This is a genomic window from Nitrobacter sp. (assembly GCF_047149785.1).
In the GTDB taxonomy this organism is placed as follows: domain Bacteria; phylum Pseudomonadota; class Alphaproteobacteria; order Rhizobiales; family Xanthobacteraceae; genus Nitrobacter.
Map to the genome: position 1 here is coordinate 3366540 of NZ_BAAGBE010000001.1, position 18137 is coordinate 3384676.

Consider the following 18137-nt stretch of genomic DNA (forward strand, 5'->3'; position numbering starts at 1 on the left):
CGATGTGAAACTGCCGCCCGCGGCCGGCGGGCGGGACCCCCATCCGTCGACGCAAAGCCAGCGCGGTCTCGACTGGTTCATCTTCTTTCTCGCCGACGTGCAAACCGGATTCGGCCCCTTCGTCGCGGTCTATCTCACCACGCAGAAGTGGACACAATCCGAGATCGGGTTGATCCTGTCGATCGGCGGTATCATCGGTCTGATCGGTCAGATGCCGGGGGGCGCCATTGTCGATGCGGCGCGCTCGGAGCGGCTGGTCGCGGGGCTCGCCGTCGCCACGATCGGCGGCAGCGCGCTGGCCTATGCGGCCTGGCCGATCTTTCCGGTCGTTGCGTTGGCTGCGATCCTGCACGCCGCGGCGAGTTGCGTGCTCGGGCCTGTGATCGCCGCGATCAGCCTCGGTCTTGTCGGACCACATGCGATCGGCGAGAGACTCGGGCGCAATGCGCGCTTCGCATCGCTCGGCAACGGCGTGGCGGCGGGCGTGATGGGCGCCGTCGGATACCTGCTGTCGAGTCGCGCCGTGTTCGTGGTGAGCTTCGCGTTCGCGTTCGCGACGCTGCTGTCGCTGGCGCGAATCCGCGACCGGGAGATCGATCCCGAACAGGCCCATGGGGCGCTTGCGCGCGCCAAGCCGGATCCCGATGCGACCAGCGTCCTCCATCTTCTGCATCGGCGGCCGCTGGTCGTTTTTGCCTGTACGGTTTTCCTGCTTCAGCTCGCCAATGCGGCGATGCTGCCATTGATGGCGGGCATCGTCACCGAACGTTCGAGCGCGGGCGCGCCGGCTTTGATCGCGATCTGCATCATCGTCCCCCAGGCGATCGTCGCCTTGATGTCGCCTTCGGTCGGCCGCAAGGCGCAAGCATGGGGACGCCGTCCGCTGCTCATGGTCGCTTTCGCCGCGCTGGCCGTTCGGGGAGCGTTGTTCGCGACAGTCCACGATCCGTCGCTGCTGGTCGCCGTGCAGGTGCTGGACGGCGTCACGGCCGCGGTCTTCGGCGTCATGACGCCGCTCATTGTCGCAGACGTCGCTTTCGGCTCCGGTCATTTCAACCTCGCGCAGGGCGTCATCGGTACCGCGGCCGGAATAGGCGCCTCGCTCAGCACCTTGATTACCGGCTATGCGAGCGATCATTTCGGGCACGGCATCGCGTTCATGGAACTGGCCGCCGCCGCGCTGTTGGGGCTGCTCGTGGTCTGGCTTCTCATGCCGGAAACCCGCCTCGCGAAGGGATCGGAACGAGGGTCGTAAGCTGAGCGGCCCCATAGAGCTTTTTCAAGCGAAACATGTGCTCGGGCGGCCTCGACCCGAGGACGGACACCGGTTCGCGTAAAGAAAACGCGTCAAATCAAAACAGTGGGGAGCCTGCTTCTGATTTCATCAGAGGCGGGTTAAGGCTCTAATGGCTCCAGGGTTCTGAGTTGCGTTTCTCGATCTCCGCGATCCGTGCCTCGTATTCTTCGGCGAGCTTGAGCAGGCGCTTTTCGGTGAACGGATCGGTCCCCTTTGCGAGACGGCGGCAGCGCTCTGCCTGTTGCCTTAGGAATTCGATATCCATGATGCCATCGAATCTCGTGATTCCTGGAATCAGTCCGCTTTCAATGCCCGCCATCGAAGCCACCGGTGACCTGAATAAAAAAGAAAAGCTATGATCCACCAAATCAAAGCAAGTGCTTGGTAACCCACGCCGAGGTCTTGCGTTCCCGGTTATGCACAAGAGTTGCGGTGACCTGAGGAAAAGCAGCGCGTCCAAACGCCGCGGATGTCGTGTAGTATCGGAGAGACTCAGGGCCTGGAAACCGTCTCTGGGCGGCGGCGCCCGGACTTGGCGGCGGTCGTCGTCCTGCCGGCCCTCAGCGTATTCGCCGGTCGCGCCCCGTTTCAGCGAGGATCCATGGAAACGTTGCTGCTTCCCTTTTCGCCGCGCTTCATCGTCCTGACGATCTGCGCGGTGGTCACGGCGCTGCTGGTCGGCTTCGGGATCGAGGACCACGAAACTTTCAAGGTCGTGATCGTTCCGATCCTGATCTTCGGAGCGCTGACCGCGCTCGGTATCCGTGACCTTCTGCAAAAGAGCCACGCCGTCCTGCGAAATTATCCGATTTCGGCGCATATCCGTTTCCTGCTGGAGGAAATCCGTCCCGAGATGCGGCAGTATTTCTTCGAGAGCGAAAAGGACGGCATGCCGTTCAGCCGCGACACCCGCTCCGTGGTCTACCAGCGCGCGAAGATGATGCTCGACAAGCGTCCGTTCGGCACCCAGGAAAGGGTCTATGCCGAAGGCTACGAATGGATGCACCATTCGATAGCGCCGATGCCCCATGCGACGGAGAAATTCCGCATCACGATCGGCGGGCCGGATTGCGCGAAGCCTTATTCGGCGTCGGTTTTCAACATATCCGCGATGAGTTTCGGCGCGCTCAGCCCCAATGCGGTGCGCGCGCTCAACGCCGGCGCGAAAAAAGGTGACTTCGCCCACGACACCGGCGAGGGCGGCGTCAGTCGCTACCATCGTGAAGGCGGCGGCGACCTCATCTGGGAAGTCGGCTCCGGCTATTTCGGCTGTCGCACCCGCGACGGCGGCTTCAATGCCCGCGAATTCGCCCGCGTCGCGGCCGACGACCAGATCAAGATGGTCGAGCTCAAGATCAGCCAGGGAGCCAAACCCGGTCATGGCGGGGTTTTGCCCGCAGCCAAGGTCTCCGCGGAGATTTCCAGCATTCGCGGCGTCGGCATGGGCGAGGACTGCATTTCGCCGTCTCGTCACAAGGCGTTCTCGACGCCGGTCGGCATGATGAAATTCATCGCCGAGATGCGCCGGCTGTCGGGGGGCAAGCCGGCCGGGTTCAAGCTCTGCATCGGGCACAAATGGGAGTTCCTCGCCATCTGCAAGGCGATGCTGCAAACCGGAATCTATCCCGATTTCATCGTCGTCGACGGCAACGAGGGCGGCACCGGCGCCGCGCCGCTGGAGTTCATGGATCACCTCGGAATGCCGATGCGCGAGGGCGTCAACTTCGTCCACAACGCGCTGATCGGCATCAATGCGCGCGATCGCATCATGATCGGCGCGTCCGGCAAGATCGCGACGGGTTTCGACATCGCGCGCGCCATGGCGCTGGGCGCCGACTGGTGCAACTCGGCGCGCGGCTTCATGTTCGCGCTCGGCTGCATTCAGTCGCTGAACTGCCACACCGATCGCTGCCCGACCGGGATCGCCACGCAGGATCCATCGCGCAGCCGCGCGTTGGTGGTGCCGCACAAGCTCGATCGGGTCTACAATTATCATCGCGCCACGCTGCTGGCGCTGACCGAACTGATCGCGGCGGCGGGGCTGGAGCATCCGAGGGAGCTGCGCCCGGTCCACTTCTCGCAGCGCGTATCGAACACCGAGGTGGCGTCGTTCGATACGCTTTATCCGACATTGCGGCGAGGGGAACTGCTCGACGGCACCGCCGATCCGCGCTTTCGCGATGCCTGGGCGCAGGCGCAGGCGGATTCGTTCGCGCCGGCGGGTTGAAGTCGCGGCACCTGCAAAGCATCCGTCATTGCCGGACTTGATCGGCAATCCATCTTTCCCCAGGATGATGGATGCCCGGGCCAGGCCCGGCCATGACGATGGTCTTCAAAACTCCCCGTGCAGCCGTCCGGAAAACACGTGCACCGGGCCGCGGTCGGCGTTGTAGGCAGGGTTCGCAATGAACTGATAGTCGGCGGTCAGCGTGAACCGCTTGTCCAGCGCATAGGCATAGTAGGCTTCCAGCACGCGTTCGCGGCGGTAATTGAGCTGGCCGTCGCCGACGAGGATGCCGAGGCCGCCGGCGGCGATGAAGTCGCGATGGTCCCGTGACAGCGCGTTGATCGCGCCGCCGAGGCCGATCACGTCGTCCGGCCGCCCCCAGCGCGTGCCCTTGATCGAGGCGCCGAGCGCGAGGCTGGCGTCGATGTCGGTGAAAGCCATGATCTCGGTCTTGCCGTCGTTCCAGCTCCAGCGGCCGAACAGCCCGATATCGTCGGTGACCGCCTGTTCGACGTTGAGGACGTAGCCGTACTTGATGCGCCCTGTGCGGGTCCGTGCGATGTCGAGATCGAACGCCGGATTGTCCAGCGTGTCGCGATAGCTGCCCATGTAGGCGCTGTTGAGCCAGCCGATGGTGCGGAGCTTGCCAGGCTGGTCGAACAGGGAATAGCGCGTCTCCAGTTCCAGCAGATACTCGCCCCGCTTGAACAGGCGGGTGTCGAAGCTGTTGGAGTTCGATTCCGAGTCCATCAGGAAATAGCCGCCGCGCAGCGCCCAGCGTTTCTGGTTCAGCTCCGCTGTCACGCCGTAGCTCAGTCCGAGCTTGTCGGCGGAATAGTCGAAGGCGCCCGGCGCCCACAGCGACCAGTTCATGAAATCCTTGCGGGTATCCTTGGCATAGGCGTTGCCGTCGAAGACGTCGGTCACCGCGAATTTACCGACCTGCAGCGTCAGCCGCGAGATATCGGCCTTGCCGGCGATCTGCGACGGCCCGCTCGCCAGTTCTTCCTGCTCGCCGCCGAAGCCGAAGGTCTGGCGCACAAAAAGCCGTGAAGCATTGTAATGGGGATAGGGGAAGTCGGACTTCTGCGCCTCGCCGCTCGGGAAGCCTGCGACGCCGAAAGTATTGCTGAGGCCGAAACCCTGAAGCAGCTCGGGATTGTAATAGACCTCGCCGCCGTCCCACAGCCGCGCGTTCAGAAACAGGCTGTTGCTCCAGCTCGCCTGATATTGCGCGGCCGGACTCAGGCTGTTGACGCCGCTGTAGGGCGCGCGAAAGGACGGATACCCTTGCCCGAGATACGTGGTCTGGCCGTGAATCTCCCAGCGGTCGGATTCGGGATCGGTCGGCGGCTTCGCCGACGGGTCGGGGATGTCGCCAAATCCGTCGAGCTCGCGGTTGAGGCCGATGCGGACCGACTGGAAGTCCATGGCCGCGGCATATTGCGCGCCCGAGGGAAACCGGAGGTTGGTCTTGTCGAAGCGGTAGGAGAGATATTCGAGCCGCGCGCTCCAGTGCGGTGCAAAGGCATAGTCCAGTCCGCCGCCGGCGACCCAGCCGAGCCGGGCGTCCAGCAATTTCTCCTGATCGCCCGGCGGCAGATTGTTCAGATAGCGTTCGCCGGCAACGGCGAGACCGCCGGTGGCATAAGCGAGCCACGGGCCCGTTGCATAGCCGACCCGTCCGCGCGCCGTTCCGATGAAGTCCCATTGATGCGTGACCTCGGAGCGAGGGGTCGCGAGCGTTGAGACGATCGAATTGGACTCTATGTAGCTTGGAAATGAGACGTCGGTTTCGAGGCCGAGCAATAGACCCGAGGAAAGCCGAAAATTGTAGCCGGCCTGGAGCCCGCCGATGGAGCCGCCGAAATCATTACGGCCGGAGGTCGGCGCGGGGTCGGTGAGCGACGCCGTCGACCGGCCGCCGCCGAACCCGGCATGGGTGCCGATATAGAGGCCGGTCCAGTCGAACGCCGTCAGGGGATGAGCCGCCTTGACCGCAGGCCGGTCCGCCGCGCGCGCGAACTCTTTCTGCGCCAGCAGGCTCACCGCTAGGCCGGCGAGGAAGCATGTCACGGGACGCGACACCTGCACCAGGCCGAATTGACCAGACCTGTTCAATCGGACCGCTGTCACATGTTTCCCCTGGGGGAAGCCAGCACTGTTTCCATTTGGATTTTGCTGAATGCCGCCGTCATTGATCCCACGGATTCCACGCATTTATTGCAACTGATTTGCAATAGCAAGTAATTATTGAAGCGATCCGCGAGGTGATACGTCCTCACCGAATCCCATTTGAGCATGACGAAGGTACGACAGGATGTGCCGGCCGTTCAGCCCCGATCGCGCGGGCCGTCCGCCAGCACCGCCGGATCGAACCTTGCCATATCGGCCAGTAATTCGCAGAACGCGCGCGCGCCGTGCTCGATCAGTCGCTCGCCTTTTTCCGCGGACGCCTGCGTCGCATCGCCTACCGCGCCGCTCGGGTGAAGGTCCTGCGCCTGCCAGGCAAATGGCGCCGGCCGTTGCGTGCCGAGCCGGCGATAGGTCTTTTCGATCGCGATGCTCGCAGGCCGGAAGTTTGCGATCCTGTCGCGGCGCACCTGTTCCGGGTAGCGCGCCAGCATGATCGAGGTTTCAACCGCGCCGCCATGGATGCCGTGACGCAATTCCTCCGCATCGAACAGTCCGTCCGGCACGCCGAAACGCGACCAAGCGGTGGTGACCGCAAGCATCCGATACCGCGCGCGCAGATCCTGCGCCACCATCGTCATTGCGGCGCTGTTGCCGCCGTGACTGGACACCATCACGATTTTTCGAAACCCGCGCCGCGCCACCTCTTCGCCCAGCGCCGTCCAGGCCTTCAGCGCCGCCTCGTTGGTCAATGTCTGCGTGCCCGGAAAATCGGTGTGCTCGGTGGAAATGCCGATCCGTTGCACCGGCAGAACGGTCGCGGGTATGTCCTGCGGCAGCAGCTCGCGAAGGCGCGCGAGATAGGCTTCCGCGATCAGCACGTCGGTCGAAAGCGGCAGATGCGGACCGTGCTGCTCGGTCGCCGCCAGCGGCAGCACCGCGATCCAGTTCGCGGCCGCGCCGGGCGGCGCGTCGGGCCAGCGGATGGCGGCCCAGTCGAACGGGGGTGTTCCGGTCATATCGCGCAACGTTTCATCGAGCCGAAATGCGGGTTATAGCGTTTTCGAGCCGGGCATGTCCTCCGGCCGCCGGGATTCGCGCCGGTCCGGGTCGCCTCCTGATCATGAGCCAGAACCATCGAGAGAGTCCAATGATGCGTGTTGTCCTTCTGCTGCGAACGTTAACGGCCGGACTGGTGCTGGCGCTCGGCCTCACCGCGGGCGCGGCGGCCTCGCCGGTGCTGGACAAGGTTTCCTTCGGCACCAACTGGGTGGCCGAGGGCGAGCACGGCGGCTTCTTTCAGGCGCTGGCCGACGGCACCTACAAGAAATACGGTCTCGACGTCACCATCGTGCCGGGCGGCCCAAACGTGAACAACCGGGTTTTGCTGATCTCCGGCAAGCTCGATTTCTTCATGACGGCGAACACGCTGCAATCGTTCGATGCGGTTGCCAACAACGTACCGGTCGTCGCGGTCGCCGCCATGTTCCAGAAGGATCCGCAGGTTTTTCTCGCGCATCCCGAATCGAAGGTGACGAAAATCGAGGACCTGAAGCCGCTCACTTTGTTCGTGTCCAAGGAAGGCATCGCGAGCTACTTCCAGTGGCTCAAGTCGGAGTACGGATTCAGCGGGGCGAAGGTCAAACCCTATACCTTCAACGCGCAGCCCTTTCTCGCCGACAAGAACAGCGCGATGCAGGGCTACGTCACCTCGGAACCGTTCGCGGTGGAGAAGCGGGCCGGTTTCAAGCCGACCGTAATTCTGCTCGCCGACGCCGGGTTCAACCCGTATTCGACCCTGATCGAAACCCGCCGTGATTTGGTCGAGCACAAGCAGGACCTCGTGCAGCGCTTCGTCGACGCCTCGATCGTCGGCTGGTATACATACCTGTACGGCGACAACACGGCCGGCAATGCCATGATCAAGAAGCTCAATCCCGAAATGACCGACGATCTCCTGGCCTATTCGGTGGCGAAGATGAAGGAGTATGGCATCGTCGATTCCGGCGATTCCTTGCGCGACGGCATCGGCGCCATGAGCGATGCGCGCTATGCGAGCTTCTTCGACAAGATGGTGCGGGCAGGCGTTGTGCGCCGGGACATCGATTTCCGCAAAGCCTACACGCTGCAGTTTGTCAACAAGGGCGTCGGCCTCGACTTGAAACCCGAGGACTTGCAGATCAAGAAATAGATCGGGTGCCGATGACAGAATTCGCTTCAGCGCTGTCCGAAGCCGGCACGGATCCGCGCGCGGGTGACGCCGTGAGGCTGAGGGACGTCACAAAACGCTACGACGGCGGCGTGGCGGCGCTGGGACCACTCGATTTCAATGTGCGCAAAGGCGATTTCGTGTCGCTGCTCGGGCCGTCCGGCTGCGGGAAATCGACCGTGCTGCGGATCATCGCCGGCTTGAGCGCGCCGACCTCCGGCACGGTTCATGTTGCCGGCGGCGGCCGCTCCATCGGCTTCGTGTTTCAGGAGCCGACGCTGATGCCGTGGGCGAGCGTGCGCGACAACGTGGCGCTGCCGCTGAAACTTGCGCGCCGTTCACGCTCGGACATCGAGGGACATGTCCGGCCCGCGCTGGCGCGGGTCGGGTTGACTGAATTCGTGGCCGCCTATCCGCGCGAACTGTCCGGCGGCATGAGGATGCGGGTGTCGCTGGCGCGCGCGCTCGTCACCGACCCGGATATTCTTTTGATGGACGAGCCGTTCGCGGCGCTCGACGAGATCACCCGCTTCCGCCTCAACAACGACCTGCTGGCGCTGTGGCGCGACTTGCGCAAGACCGTCATCTTCGTCACCCATTCGGTGTTCGAGTCGGTCTATCTCTCGCGCCGCGTCGTGGTGATGACGCCGCGACCCGGCCGCATCAGCGCCGAGCACCGCATCGTCACGGCCGAGCCGCGGGACGAGGATTTCAGGACCTCGGCGGAATACGCCGCCTATTGCCGCGAGGTGTCGGCCGCGCTGTCGCGGGCGGCGGCACGCCCATGACCGTCTCCGCTTCGTCATCGCCAGCCGGCAGCGAGGCATCTGAGCGCGACCGGGGCGCGCCGGTCGCGCGCGTGCTGTTGCCGGTCGCGGTGCTGGGAGCCGGCGTACTGGCGTGGCATATCGTCGTGCAGGTCTACGCCATTCCGCCTTATGTGTTGCCGGGTCCCATGCTGGTGGCGACGACGCTGGTGCGGGACTGGCCGATCCTGTGGCAATCGCTGCTGACGACCCTGCTGACCACCGCGGAAGGTTTTGCCGCGGCAGTGGTGGGCGGCATCGCGCTGGCGCTGTTGTTCAACCAGTCGAAATGGCTGGAGCATGCGCTCCTGCCCTATGCGATCATCCTGCAGGTCACGCCGGTGATCGCGATCGCGCCGCTGCTTCTGATCTACCTGCCGCAGCAGACCGCGGTCGTCGTCTGCGCCTGGATCGTCGCGTTCTTTCCGGTGCTGTCGAACACCACGCTGGGCCTCAATTCGGTGGACCGCAATCTGGAGGGGATGTTTCGTCTCTACGGCGCATCGCGGCTGCAGACGCTGCGCTACCTGAAGCTGCCGGCGGCGCTGCCCTACATTCTCGGCGGATTGCGTATCGCCGGAGGCTTGTCGCTGATTGGCGCGGTGGTCGCGGAAATCGCGGCGGGTTCGGCCGGCGCGGGTTCGGGTCTCGCCTACAGGATCGCGGAATCCGGCTACCGGCTCAACATTCCGCGCATGTTCGCGGCGTTGTTGTTGCTCTCGGTTGCGGGCATTGTCATTTATATGTGCCTTGCGGCGGTGTCGTATCTGATGTTGCGACGCTGGCACGAAAGCGCGCTCGGGAGGGAGAATTGATGACCGCGAACGGGCCGCCGGAAAAGATCGACCTGCTGATTTACGGGCCGCGCAAGCCGACCATCGACAACGGCTTTGACGAAGGGTTCGTGCTGCATCATTGCGAACAACACGCCGATCTGGACCGGCTTGCGCCTGCCGTCGCCGGGAAAATCCGGGGCATGGCCGTCACCGGTCTGGTTCCTTGCGGCAGCGCGGTGCAGGCGCGCTTTCCCGAACTCGAAATCATATCGACCTTCGGCGTCGGCTACGACCATGTCGATACGGGTTACGCGCGCGACCACGACATCGTCGTCACCAACACGCCGGACGTCCTGACCGAGGAGGTCGCGGACGTCGCGCTCGGCCTTCTGATCGCGACGCTACGCGATTTCGTCAGGGCGGATCGCCATGTGCGGGAGGGATCGTGGGCGACGCGGAATTTTCCCTTGAGCGCCGGCTCGCTGCGCGACCGCACGGTCGGCATGGTCGGCATGGGCCGGATCGGTCAGGCGATCGCCCGCCGGCTCGCTGCGTCGCGGGTGCCGGTTGTCTACCACTCGCGCCGTGCGGCCGCGGGCGTGTCCCATCGGCACTATCCGAACCTGATCGAGATGGCGAAGGAGGTGGACACGCTGATCGTCATCACGCCGGGAGGGGCATCGACCGAGAAGCTGATCAATGCCGATGTGCTGGCAGCGCTCGGGCCGCGCGGCGTCGTCGTCAACCTGGCGCGCGGCTCCGTCGTTGACGAACCGGCGCTGATCCATGCGCTGAGATCCGGTGTTATCCTGGCGGCGGGTCTCGACGTGTTCGCCCATGAGCCGCACGTTCCGGAGGAGTTGCGCGCGCTACCCAACGTGGTGCTGTTGCCGCACATCGGTTCGGCGTCGGTGGTGACGCGCAATGCGATGGATCAACTTGTCGTCGACAACGTCACGGCCTGGTTCGCCGGTAAGCCGCCGCTGACGCCGGTTCCGGAAACGCTGGTGGAGGGACGCTAGCATGACGATCATAAACCGCAGCAAGCCGTCATGGCGGAAACGGAGCGCCTTTCTCGCCGCCGCCGTCGTGCCGCTGATGACTTGCGGATCGGCCGCATCGGCGCAGGATGCCGCAGCCTTGAAAAAGAACATGATCGGGCAATGGGAGCTGTCGACCACCGAGCGCAGCAAGACCTGCGTCGTGACGCTCAAGGGCGATCCATCGCCGCACGGTCTCAAGCTCGACCTCGAACCGGGCTGCGCGGCCTCGCTGCCGTTCACGAAGGACATCGCGGCCTGGACCGTCGCCGGCCTCGACATCGTGCGCTTGCAGACCGCCGCCGGAGAACCGGTGATCGATTTTACCGAGGTCGAGAGCGGTATTCTCGAAGGCCGGCGGCAAAATGAAGGCATCTACATCCTGCAAAATCTCGCCGAGGCCCGCTCGCTCGCCAGATCGATGGACCAGATGATCGGCGACTGGGCTTTCGTACGCGGCGACGGCCAGACCGTCTGCGGCATCACGCTGACCAACACCGAAGTCCCGCCGGACAATTTCCAGGCATTTCTCAAACCCAAATGCGATCCTGCGATCGCCGGCTTCAGGCCCGAAGTCTGGCGGCTCGAGCATGGCGAAATCCTGCTGATATCCGCGAGCGGCGAGACCTGGCACTTCCAGGCGGACGATAACGCCCAGTGGCGGCTCATTCCCGACACCGCGAATCCGTTGATTCTCATGAGGCAATGACACGAATCTAGATCAGCCGCAGACCTTTCAGGCTGGCGTGGCCGTTCTTGCCGACGATGATATGGTCGTGCACGGAAATCCCGAGTGGCGCCGAAATGTCGACGATGGATTTCGTCATCTGGATGTCGGCCTGCGACGGCGTCGGATCGCCACTTGGATGATTGTGGACCATGATGATCGCGGTCGCCGACAGTTCGAGCGCGCGCTTGACGACCTCGCGCGGATAGACCGGCGTGTGATCGACGGTGCCGACCTGCTGCAATTCGTCCGCGATGAGCTGGTTGCGTTTGTCGAGGAACAGAATGCGGAACTGCTCTTTGTCCGCGAATGCCATGGAAGTCCGGCAATAGTCGATCACCGCGGCCCACGATGACAGCATCGTTCGCTGCTTCAGTTGTCCCTTGGCCACGCGGCTGGCGCTCGCTGCGATTAGCTTGATTTCGATGATCGCGGCTTCGCCGAGCCCGCTGATCTCGCGCAGCCGGGCGTCGGGCGCATGAACCACTTCGGCGAACGACCCGAACCTGCCGATCAGGGATTTGGCGAGCGGTTTGACGTCGCGGCGGGGCAGCGCGCGAAACAGCACCATTTCGAGCAGTTCGTAGTCGCTGAGCGCATCCGGCCCGGCGTCCCGGAACCGCTCCCGCAGCCGCTCGCGATGGCCGTGATAATGCGGCGCTTCGGCAAATCCTGCGGGGTTGTCGGTGTCTGCGGGCATTGGTGCAGCGAACCAGCTCTTGGTTACCGCAACCTTGCCGTGGCCGGCGGCATTTGCAACCCCAATTCAGGGATGTGAAGTCACAGTCCTGCGCGATCTTCTCCGGGGGGCAGGTTCAGCCGCCGTATGGCGGCTTGTCGAGCTTGCGCGGCGACAGCGTGAAGATCTCGACGCCGGTCTGGGTCACGCCGACCGAATGTTCGAACTGCGCCGACAGCGAGCGGTCGCGCGTCACGGCGGTCCAGCCGTCCGACAGGATCTTCACGTGCGGCTTGCCGAGATTGATCATCGGCTCGATGGTGAAGAACATTCCCGGCCTGAGCGGCACGCCTTCGCCGGGCCGGCCGATATGGATGATGTTCGGTTCGTCGTGGAACATGCGGCCCAGGCCATGGCCGCAGAAATCGCGCACCACGCTCATGCCCTGCGGTTCGACGAAGCTCTGGATGGCGTAACCGATGTCGCCGGTCGTCGCGCCGGGCTTGACCGCGGCGATGCCGCGCATCATCGCCTCATAGGTCACCTCGATCAGCCGTTCCGCCTTGCGCGCGATCGGGCCGGTCGCGTACATCCGGCTGGAATCGCCGTACCAGCCATCGACGATCAGCGTCACGTCGATATTGACGATATCGCCTTCTTTCAGGATGCGATCGCCGGGCATCCCGTGACAGACCACGTGGTTGACGGATGTGCAGGTTGAATAGCGATAGCCGCGATACATCAGCGTCGCCGGATAGGCGCCATGACTGAAAGCAAATTCGCGCACGAAATCGTCGATGTGCGACGTGGGCAGGCCCGGCTTCACCAGATCGGTCAGTTCGTCGAGACAGCGTGCGGTGAGGGCGCCGGCCTCGCGCATTCCGGCAAATCCGCTTGGGCCGTGCAGCTTGATCTGTCCGGTTTTGCGCAGGGAGGTTTCTGAGGCTTCGACGTAGGTCATCGACGGTCTGGTTGGCGAACAGGAGCAGTTGGCCTCTAATCTAATGGATGGCGCTGTCAGCGCAAGCGGCACCTGTGCAGCGCTGTCAGGGGCTGAACGGGGATCGGGATGGCTCATCGCTGTCAAAGGACAAAGGCGGCTTGCGTTCGCGCTTTCGAGCCTTGAGCGCATGAGTCAGCGGACAGAAATCGGTTGGCGCGCCGCGTCAGCGACGATAAGGATGAAAAAGCAAGTGTTTACCGCTTCGGACCCCTGATGGCATCTCTGGATTCGGTCAGTCTGGCGATCCTGCTCGGCGCGATTCTGGTCATGGCCGGAATTCTGTCGAGCCTTTTGGCGCTGCGGTTCGGCGCGCCCTTGCTGCTGGTCTTTCTTTTCATCGGCATGCTGGCCGGCGATTCCGGCCCCGGAGGCCTGACCTTCAGCGATGTCCAGAACACCTATCTCGTCGGGTCGGCCGCGCTGGCGCTGATTCTGTTCGACGGCGGCCTGAAGACCCGATTCCAGAACATCCGCACGGTCCTGGCGCCCTCGATGGTGCTCGCCACGCTCGGCGTGCTGCTGACCGCGCTCGTCACCGCGCCGGTCGCAAAATATGCGCTCGACCTCAACTGGACCGAGGCGCTCTTGATCGGCGCGGTCGTTGCCTCCACCGACGCGGCCGCGGTGTTTCTGCTGGTGCATGCCCAGGGGTTGCGGTTGCGTCCGCGGGTCGGTGCGACGCTGGAAGCCGAGTCCGGCACCAATGATCCCTTCGCGGTGTTTCTCACGCTGATGCTGGTGGAACTGATCTCGGTAGGCGACAGTTCGGTCTTGCATGTGGTGCTTGAGTTCCTTCGGGAGTCCATGCTTGGCGGGGTCGTCGGGCTGATCGGGGGGCGGATCGTGGTCGCGGCGCTGAACCGCGTTGAGCTTCCCCAGGGGCTGCATGCGCCTTTCGTCACGACTGCGGCGCTCGTGATCTTCGGGGTGGCGCAGATATCCCACGCGTCCGGGTTTCTTGCGGTCTATCTCGCAGGGATCATCATCGGCAACCGTCCGACCCGCGCTCACAGTTCCGTGGTGACGTTCCTCGATGCCGCCACCTGGCTGGCGCAGATCGTGATGTTCGTGCTGCTCGGCTTGCTGGTCTCGCCGCATCGCCTGCTGGACAGCGCTCTGCCCGCGGTGATGGTTTCGCTGGTGCTGATGCTGGTGGCGCGGCCGCTCGCGGTGTTTCTCTGCCTCGCACCGTTTCGCTTCAATTGGCGGGAAAAGCTGTTCATCGCCTGGACCGGGCTGCGGGGCGCGGTCGCGATCTTCCTCGCCTCGATTCCGATGCTGGTGGGGCTGTCGAAGGCCTACCTGTATTTCGACGTCGCTTTCGTGGTGGTGATCACCTCGCTGCTGCTGCAGGGCTGGACGCTGGCCGCGGCCGCGCGGCGGCTGCATGTGGCGCTGCCGCGCGCCGAACGGGGGCCGCGCCGCGTCGAACTCGATCTGCCGGGGCAGCTCGAGCAGCAGTTGGTCGGCTATCCGGTGCGGCAGAAGAGCCTGTTCCTGCGGCGTGGGCTGATTCCATCCTGGTCGAAGCCGACGCTCGTGATCCGCAACGAGAAAATCCTGACGCCGGTTGAGGCGGAGCCGATCGCGGCGGGAGACTACCTCTATCTGCTGGCGCCGCCTGAAAAGGCTGAGGCGCTCGATCGTTTCTTCGTCGACATGCAGCCGATGGCATCGCCCGACCCGCATCTGCTTGGCGATTTCCTTGTCTCGGGCGAAATCACCGTCGGTGATATCGCACAAATCTACGGCGTCTCCGTTGATCCCGCTGTCGCGCAGTTGACGCTGGCGGATTACTTCGACGTTCATCTCGACCGCGCTCCGAAGGAGGGTGCGACGCTTCCGCTCGATGCCATCGTTCTTGTCGCGCGCAACATCAGCCAGGGCCGCGTCAATGTGGTCGGGCTCCGTTTGCCCGAGGACGAAGAGAAACGGCCTCCGCTGACACGGACGGAAGCGCTCCGACAGAAAGTGGCGGAAGCCTGGTCGTCGATTGCACGGATTTGACCAGCAAATCAGACGGGGAGGATCTCGGTGCCTCCGAATGCGGCGACGCGTCCGCGTTTCAGCATCACCACTTGCGAAGCGAGCTGGCGCAGTTCATCGGGATCGTGGCTGACGTAGACCATCGGCACGCCGGCTTCGTCGCGCAGCCGCATCAGGTAGGGCAGGATCTCCGCCTTTCGGTCCTCATCGAGCGACCCCAGAGGTTCGTCCAGCAACAGGAGCCTGGGGCGTGAGAGCAGCGCGCGGCCGAGCGCAACCCGCTGGCGCTCGCCGCCCGAGAGCTGGCCGGGACGGCGATCCAGCAGGTGACCGATATTGAGCATGTCGTTGAGCCGTTTTTCCTGCGCCGGGTCGCGGGTCAGGCGGTTCATCCGGCGTCCATAGTCGAGGTTCCGGCGCACATCGAGATGCGGAAACAGCCGCGCATCCTGGAAGACATAACCGATGCGGCGCCGATGCACGGCGATATGGAGGGGCTTCGTCGTGTCGTCGAGCGCTTCACCGTCGACGGAGATCACGCCGCGATCGGGCTTTTGCAGCCCCGCGATCATGCTGACCAGCGATGTCTTGCCGGCGCCCGAGGCCCCGAACAGCCCGGTGACGCGTCCCTCGCTCGCAAACGCGACATCGACCGAGAAATTGCCAAGCTGTTTCGAAACTTCGACGCGCAGCATGGTCAGTTTCCGTGCAAACGCCGCGTCGCGCGCCGGGCGAACACCTCGGAAGCGACCAGCGCCACCATCGACATGACGACCGACACGATCACCAGCCGCAGCGCCGCCGTATCGCCATCGGGGGTCTGGATCAGCGAATAGATCGCCGAGGAGATCGTCTGGGTTTCGCCGGGAATATTGGACACGAATGTGATGGTCGCGCCGAATTCGCCGATCGCCTTGGCAAAACCCAATACCATGCCGGCCATAATGCCAGGCAACGCCAACGGCACGGTCACGGTCGTGAAAACTCGCCACGGCGACGCTCCAAGCGTGCTCGCCGCCTGTTCCAACCTCCTGTCTATGGCTTCGATCGACAGCCGGATCGGCCGTACCAGCAGCGGGAAGGACATCACGCCGCAGGCGAGCGCGGCTCCGGTCCAGCGGAATGCGAAAACGATCCCGAGATGATCGGCGAGCCAGCCGCCGACCAGCCCGCGTCTGCCGAAGGTGAGGAGCAGCAGATATCCGGTCACGACAGGAGGAAGGACCAGCGGCAGGTGAACGGCAGCGTCGAGGATCGATTTTCCCCAGAACTCGTACCGCGCCAGCGCCCACGCCAGCATGATGGCGATCGGTGTCGCCACCAGCACTGCGACCACGCCTACCCTGAGCGAGAGCAGGACCGCCGTCCATTCGGTGGGCGAGATATCAAACATGAGGTCTCGATATGTTCTGGCATGACGGCCGAGACACGATTGGCAGAGCCAACATCGCTCCCGGCTCAAGAACAATGCGTCGCAATCGTCCCGACCGCGACAACGCAATTCCCCCTCCCTGATCGTCCAGCGTCTTGCGAGGGAGAGAAGGGAGGGAGACTTGTTGGATTGCTGCGGCTCACGCGCAAAACCGACCGGAGCTGGTTTCGTCGCGAGCCCGCACTGGCGGCATAATTTAGGTGGCGGGGTGGGCCAGGAACGAGAAACCGTATTTCTCGAAGATCGTCTTGGCTTCCGAACTGCGCAGGAAGGCGAGGTAATCGTCCGTGCCCTTATGAGCGGTCGAGGTTGCCGCCACCGGATAGACGATCGGCGGATGCGAGTTCGCCGGGAATGTGCCCACGATCTTCACGCCGGGTTCGACCTTGGCGTCGGTGGAATAGACAATGCCGAGCACGGCTTCGTTCCTTGCCACCAGCGCCAGCGCCGCGCGGACGTTTTCCGCCATCGCCATCTTCGGTTCGACTGCGGTCCATGCGCCGAGCTTTTCAAGCGCCGCCTTGGCATATTTGCCGACGGGTACGGCCTTGACGTCGCCGGTCGCGACCTTGCCGTCGCCTGCGAGTTTGGCGAGATCAAACCCCTGGTCGATGGTGACTTTGCCGATCTTCGAATCTTTCGGTGCGATCAGCACGATGCTGTTGCCAAGCAGGTTGACGCGGGTCGGTTCGCTGATGGCTTTCTTGTCTTTCACGTAATTCATCCACGCCGTATCGGCGGATATGAAAACATCGGCCGGTGCGCCCTGTTCGATCTGCTTGGCCAGCGCCGAACTCGCGGCATAGCTCGCAACGATCTTCACGCCGGTCTTGGCGGTATAGGCTTTATCGACGTCGTCGAGCGCGTTCTTCATTGAAGCTGCGGCGAACACGGTCAGCGTCTTGTCCTGTGCGGCGGCAGGCGCCATGGCCGAGGGCTTGGCGTCCTTGGCGGAGGCCGGCACGGCGAGGAAGGCACCAACCAGCAATGCCGAGACGAATGAACGGATGAACATCTTCATGAGGCGCTCCAAATCGATCCGGCGCGAATGATCGCGCAGGTTTTGCGAGGGATTGATCAAGGCGATCGATGGAAGCGCCGTTCCAGGGGTTTCCAGCAGGCTTACGGCCAGCCGGAAAGATCGCTCGGTTCGACAATATCAGCCGCAGTCCATACGTAAAGGGCTGCGGCTATTCGTTTTTAGCGGGTGGCCGGGGAAAATGCGAGGTTGATGGTATTCTTGGCGGCGCCGCTGACCTGTATGATCACCGGGCCGGCGGAAAGCTCGTACCGGACGCTTTTTCTGACCCCGGCGCAGCCCGTGACGCCGCCGAACGAGTTTACCTTGAGGTACGCGTCGTTGCGGATGACGTCGATCCAGCCGTATTCCGATATTGTCACGACGTAGAGTCCTGCGGAAGGCACGTCCGCGCGAACGAACCCGGCATAGCTGCCCGGCTTCTGTTGGCGCTCCGGCGGTTTGGGCAGAACTGCCTCGGAGATAGGACTCAGCGTCATCGTGACGGCGGCCGGCGGTGGCGGAGTTTCTGCGCCCTTTGCCAGTTTGGGCAAGGAAGGCGCGATGAGGAGCGCAATTTCCTTCTCCATCGGCCATTTGAACTTGTCGCACCCGACGGGGTCCGCGGCGAAGGCCGGGGTTGTGGCAATCAGAAGCAGCGCAAGTGATAGGTTCGGGTTCATGTCAATTCACCAATCTTGACGTCAGGATATAACCGCTCCCGCTCCCGATGCGGGGGCGTACGGTCATCGCTTTTCGTCTCGACGACGGTGCGTTTGATCGGTTGCATGCATCGATACTCAT

Annotated in this window: 17 protein-coding genes; 8 read left to right on the top strand and 9 right to left on the bottom strand. The window is 63.6% G+C overall.

What is annotated here, in order from left to right; genetic code table 11:
* The first annotated feature begins 4 nt into the window (after positions 1–4).
* The gene (locus ACMDCM_RS15730; RefSeq protein ID WP_412774778.1) at positions 5–1255 is read left to right on the top strand and encodes an MFS transporter; all 1251 of its coding nucleotides are present in this window, start codon (positions 5–7) and stop codon (positions 1253–1255) included.
* Positions 1256–1403: 148 nt separating this feature from the next.
* On the opposite strand, the gene ACMDCM_RS15735 is transcribed toward ACMDCM_RS15730, so the two are convergent.
* Positions 1404–1562, bottom strand: coding sequence for a hypothetical protein (locus tag ACMDCM_RS15735; protein WP_412774425.1), 159 nt, complete (start codon positions 1560–1562; stop codon positions 1404–1406).
* A gap of 336 nt (positions 1563–1898) precedes the next feature.
* Here ACMDCM_RS15735 and ACMDCM_RS15740 point away from each other — a divergent pair, with 336 nt between their 5' ends.
* Complete coding sequence (locus tag ACMDCM_RS15740; protein ID WP_412774426.1) at positions 1899–3524, top strand: FMN-binding glutamate synthase family protein; 1626 nt, start codon at positions 1899–1901, stop codon at positions 3522–3524.
* A gap of 105 nt (positions 3525–3629) precedes the next feature.
* Here the strand turns inward: ACMDCM_RS15740 and ACMDCM_RS15745 are convergent, their stop codons facing one another.
* Both ACMDCM_RS15745 and ACMDCM_RS15750 read right to left on the bottom strand, forming a co-directional pair.
* On the bottom strand, positions 3630–5645 hold the full coding sequence (locus ACMDCM_RS15745; protein WP_412774427.1) for a carbohydrate porin: 2016 nt from the start codon (positions 5643–5645) through the stop codon (positions 3630–3632).
* 212 nt (positions 5646–5857) lie between these two features.
* A complete protein-coding gene (locus ACMDCM_RS15750) occupies positions 5858–6676 on the bottom strand; it encodes a creatininase family protein (RefSeq protein ID WP_412774428.1) in 819 nt (272 codons plus the stop codon).
* Positions 6677–6810: 134 nt separating this feature from the next.
* Here ACMDCM_RS15750 and ACMDCM_RS15755 point away from each other — a divergent pair, with 134 nt between their 5' ends.
* The 5 genes from ACMDCM_RS15755 to ACMDCM_RS15775 all read left to right on the top strand — a co-directional run bounded on the left by ACMDCM_RS15755 (position 6811) and on the right by ACMDCM_RS15775 (position 11197).
* Positions 6811–7848 (top strand): ABC transporter substrate-binding protein, encoded by a 1038-nt coding sequence (locus ACMDCM_RS15755; protein ID WP_412774779.1) that lies wholly within the window; start codon positions 6811–6813, stop codon positions 7846–7848.
* Between the two features lie 11 nt (positions 7849–7859).
* Positions 7860–8654: an ABC transporter ATP-binding protein gene (locus ACMDCM_RS15760; RefSeq protein ID WP_412774429.1), complete on the top strand. Its 795-nt coding sequence runs from the start codon at positions 7860–7862 to the stop codon at positions 8652–8654.
* On the top strand, positions 8651–9487 hold the full coding sequence (locus ACMDCM_RS15765; protein ID WP_412774430.1) for an ABC transporter permease: 837 nt from the start codon (positions 8651–8653) through the stop codon (positions 9485–9487). The genes ACMDCM_RS15760 and ACMDCM_RS15765 overlap by 4 nt, the downstream gene beginning before the upstream one ends.
* The gene (locus ACMDCM_RS15770) at positions 9487–10470 is read left to right on the top strand and encodes a 2-hydroxyacid dehydrogenase (protein WP_412774431.1); all 984 of its coding nucleotides are present in this window, start codon (positions 9487–9489) and stop codon (positions 10468–10470) included. The genes ACMDCM_RS15765 and ACMDCM_RS15770 overlap by 1 nt, the downstream gene beginning before the upstream one ends.
* 76 nt (positions 10471–10546) lie before the next feature.
* Positions 10547–11197, top strand: coding sequence for an AprI/Inh family metalloprotease inhibitor (locus ACMDCM_RS15775; RefSeq protein WP_412774780.1), 651 nt, complete (start codon positions 10547–10549; stop codon positions 11195–11197).
* Between the two features lie 7 nt (positions 11198–11204).
* Here ACMDCM_RS15775 and radC read toward each other — a convergent pair whose 3' ends face one another.
* Together radC and map are read right to left on the bottom strand one after the other, a co-directional pair.
* Positions 11205–11915, bottom strand: coding sequence for a RadC family protein (gene radC, locus ACMDCM_RS15780; RefSeq protein ID WP_412774432.1), 711 nt, complete (start codon positions 11913–11915; stop codon positions 11205–11207).
* A 115-nt stretch (positions 11916–12030) separates the two neighbouring features.
* Entirely contained in the window at positions 12031–12855 is an 825-nt protein-coding gene (gene map / locus ACMDCM_RS15785) for a type I methionyl aminopeptidase (RefSeq protein WP_412774433.1), read from the bottom strand.
* Between the two features lie 255 nt (positions 12856–13110).
* Between map and ACMDCM_RS15790 the strand changes: the two genes are divergently transcribed.
* Positions 13111–14904, top strand: a complete 1794-nt coding sequence (locus ACMDCM_RS15790; RefSeq protein WP_412774434.1) for a potassium/proton antiporter — start codon at positions 13111–13113, stop codon at positions 14902–14904.
* Positions 14905–14912: 8 nt separating this feature from the next.
* Here ACMDCM_RS15790 and modC read toward each other — a convergent pair whose 3' ends face one another.
* From modC to ACMDCM_RS15810, 4 genes are all read right to left on the bottom strand, one after another.
* Positions 14913–15578, bottom strand: a complete 666-nt coding sequence (gene modC, locus ACMDCM_RS15795; protein WP_412774435.1) for a molybdenum ABC transporter ATP-binding protein — start codon at positions 15576–15578, stop codon at positions 14913–14915.
* A 2-nt stretch (positions 15579–15580) separates the two neighbouring features.
* Entirely contained in the window at positions 15581–16276 is a 696-nt protein-coding gene (modB, locus tag ACMDCM_RS15800) for a molybdate ABC transporter permease subunit (protein ID WP_412774436.1), read from the bottom strand.
* 235 nt (positions 16277–16511) lie between these two features.
* A complete protein-coding gene (gene modA, locus ACMDCM_RS15805) occupies positions 16512–17336 on the bottom strand; it encodes a molybdate ABC transporter substrate-binding protein (protein ID WP_412774437.1) in 825 nt (274 codons plus the stop codon).
* A 179-nt stretch (positions 17337–17515) separates the two neighbouring features.
* A complete protein-coding gene (locus tag ACMDCM_RS15810; protein WP_412774438.1) occupies positions 17516–18016 on the bottom strand; it encodes a hypothetical protein in 501 nt (166 codons plus the stop codon).
* Positions 18017–18137: the final 121 nt, after the last annotated feature.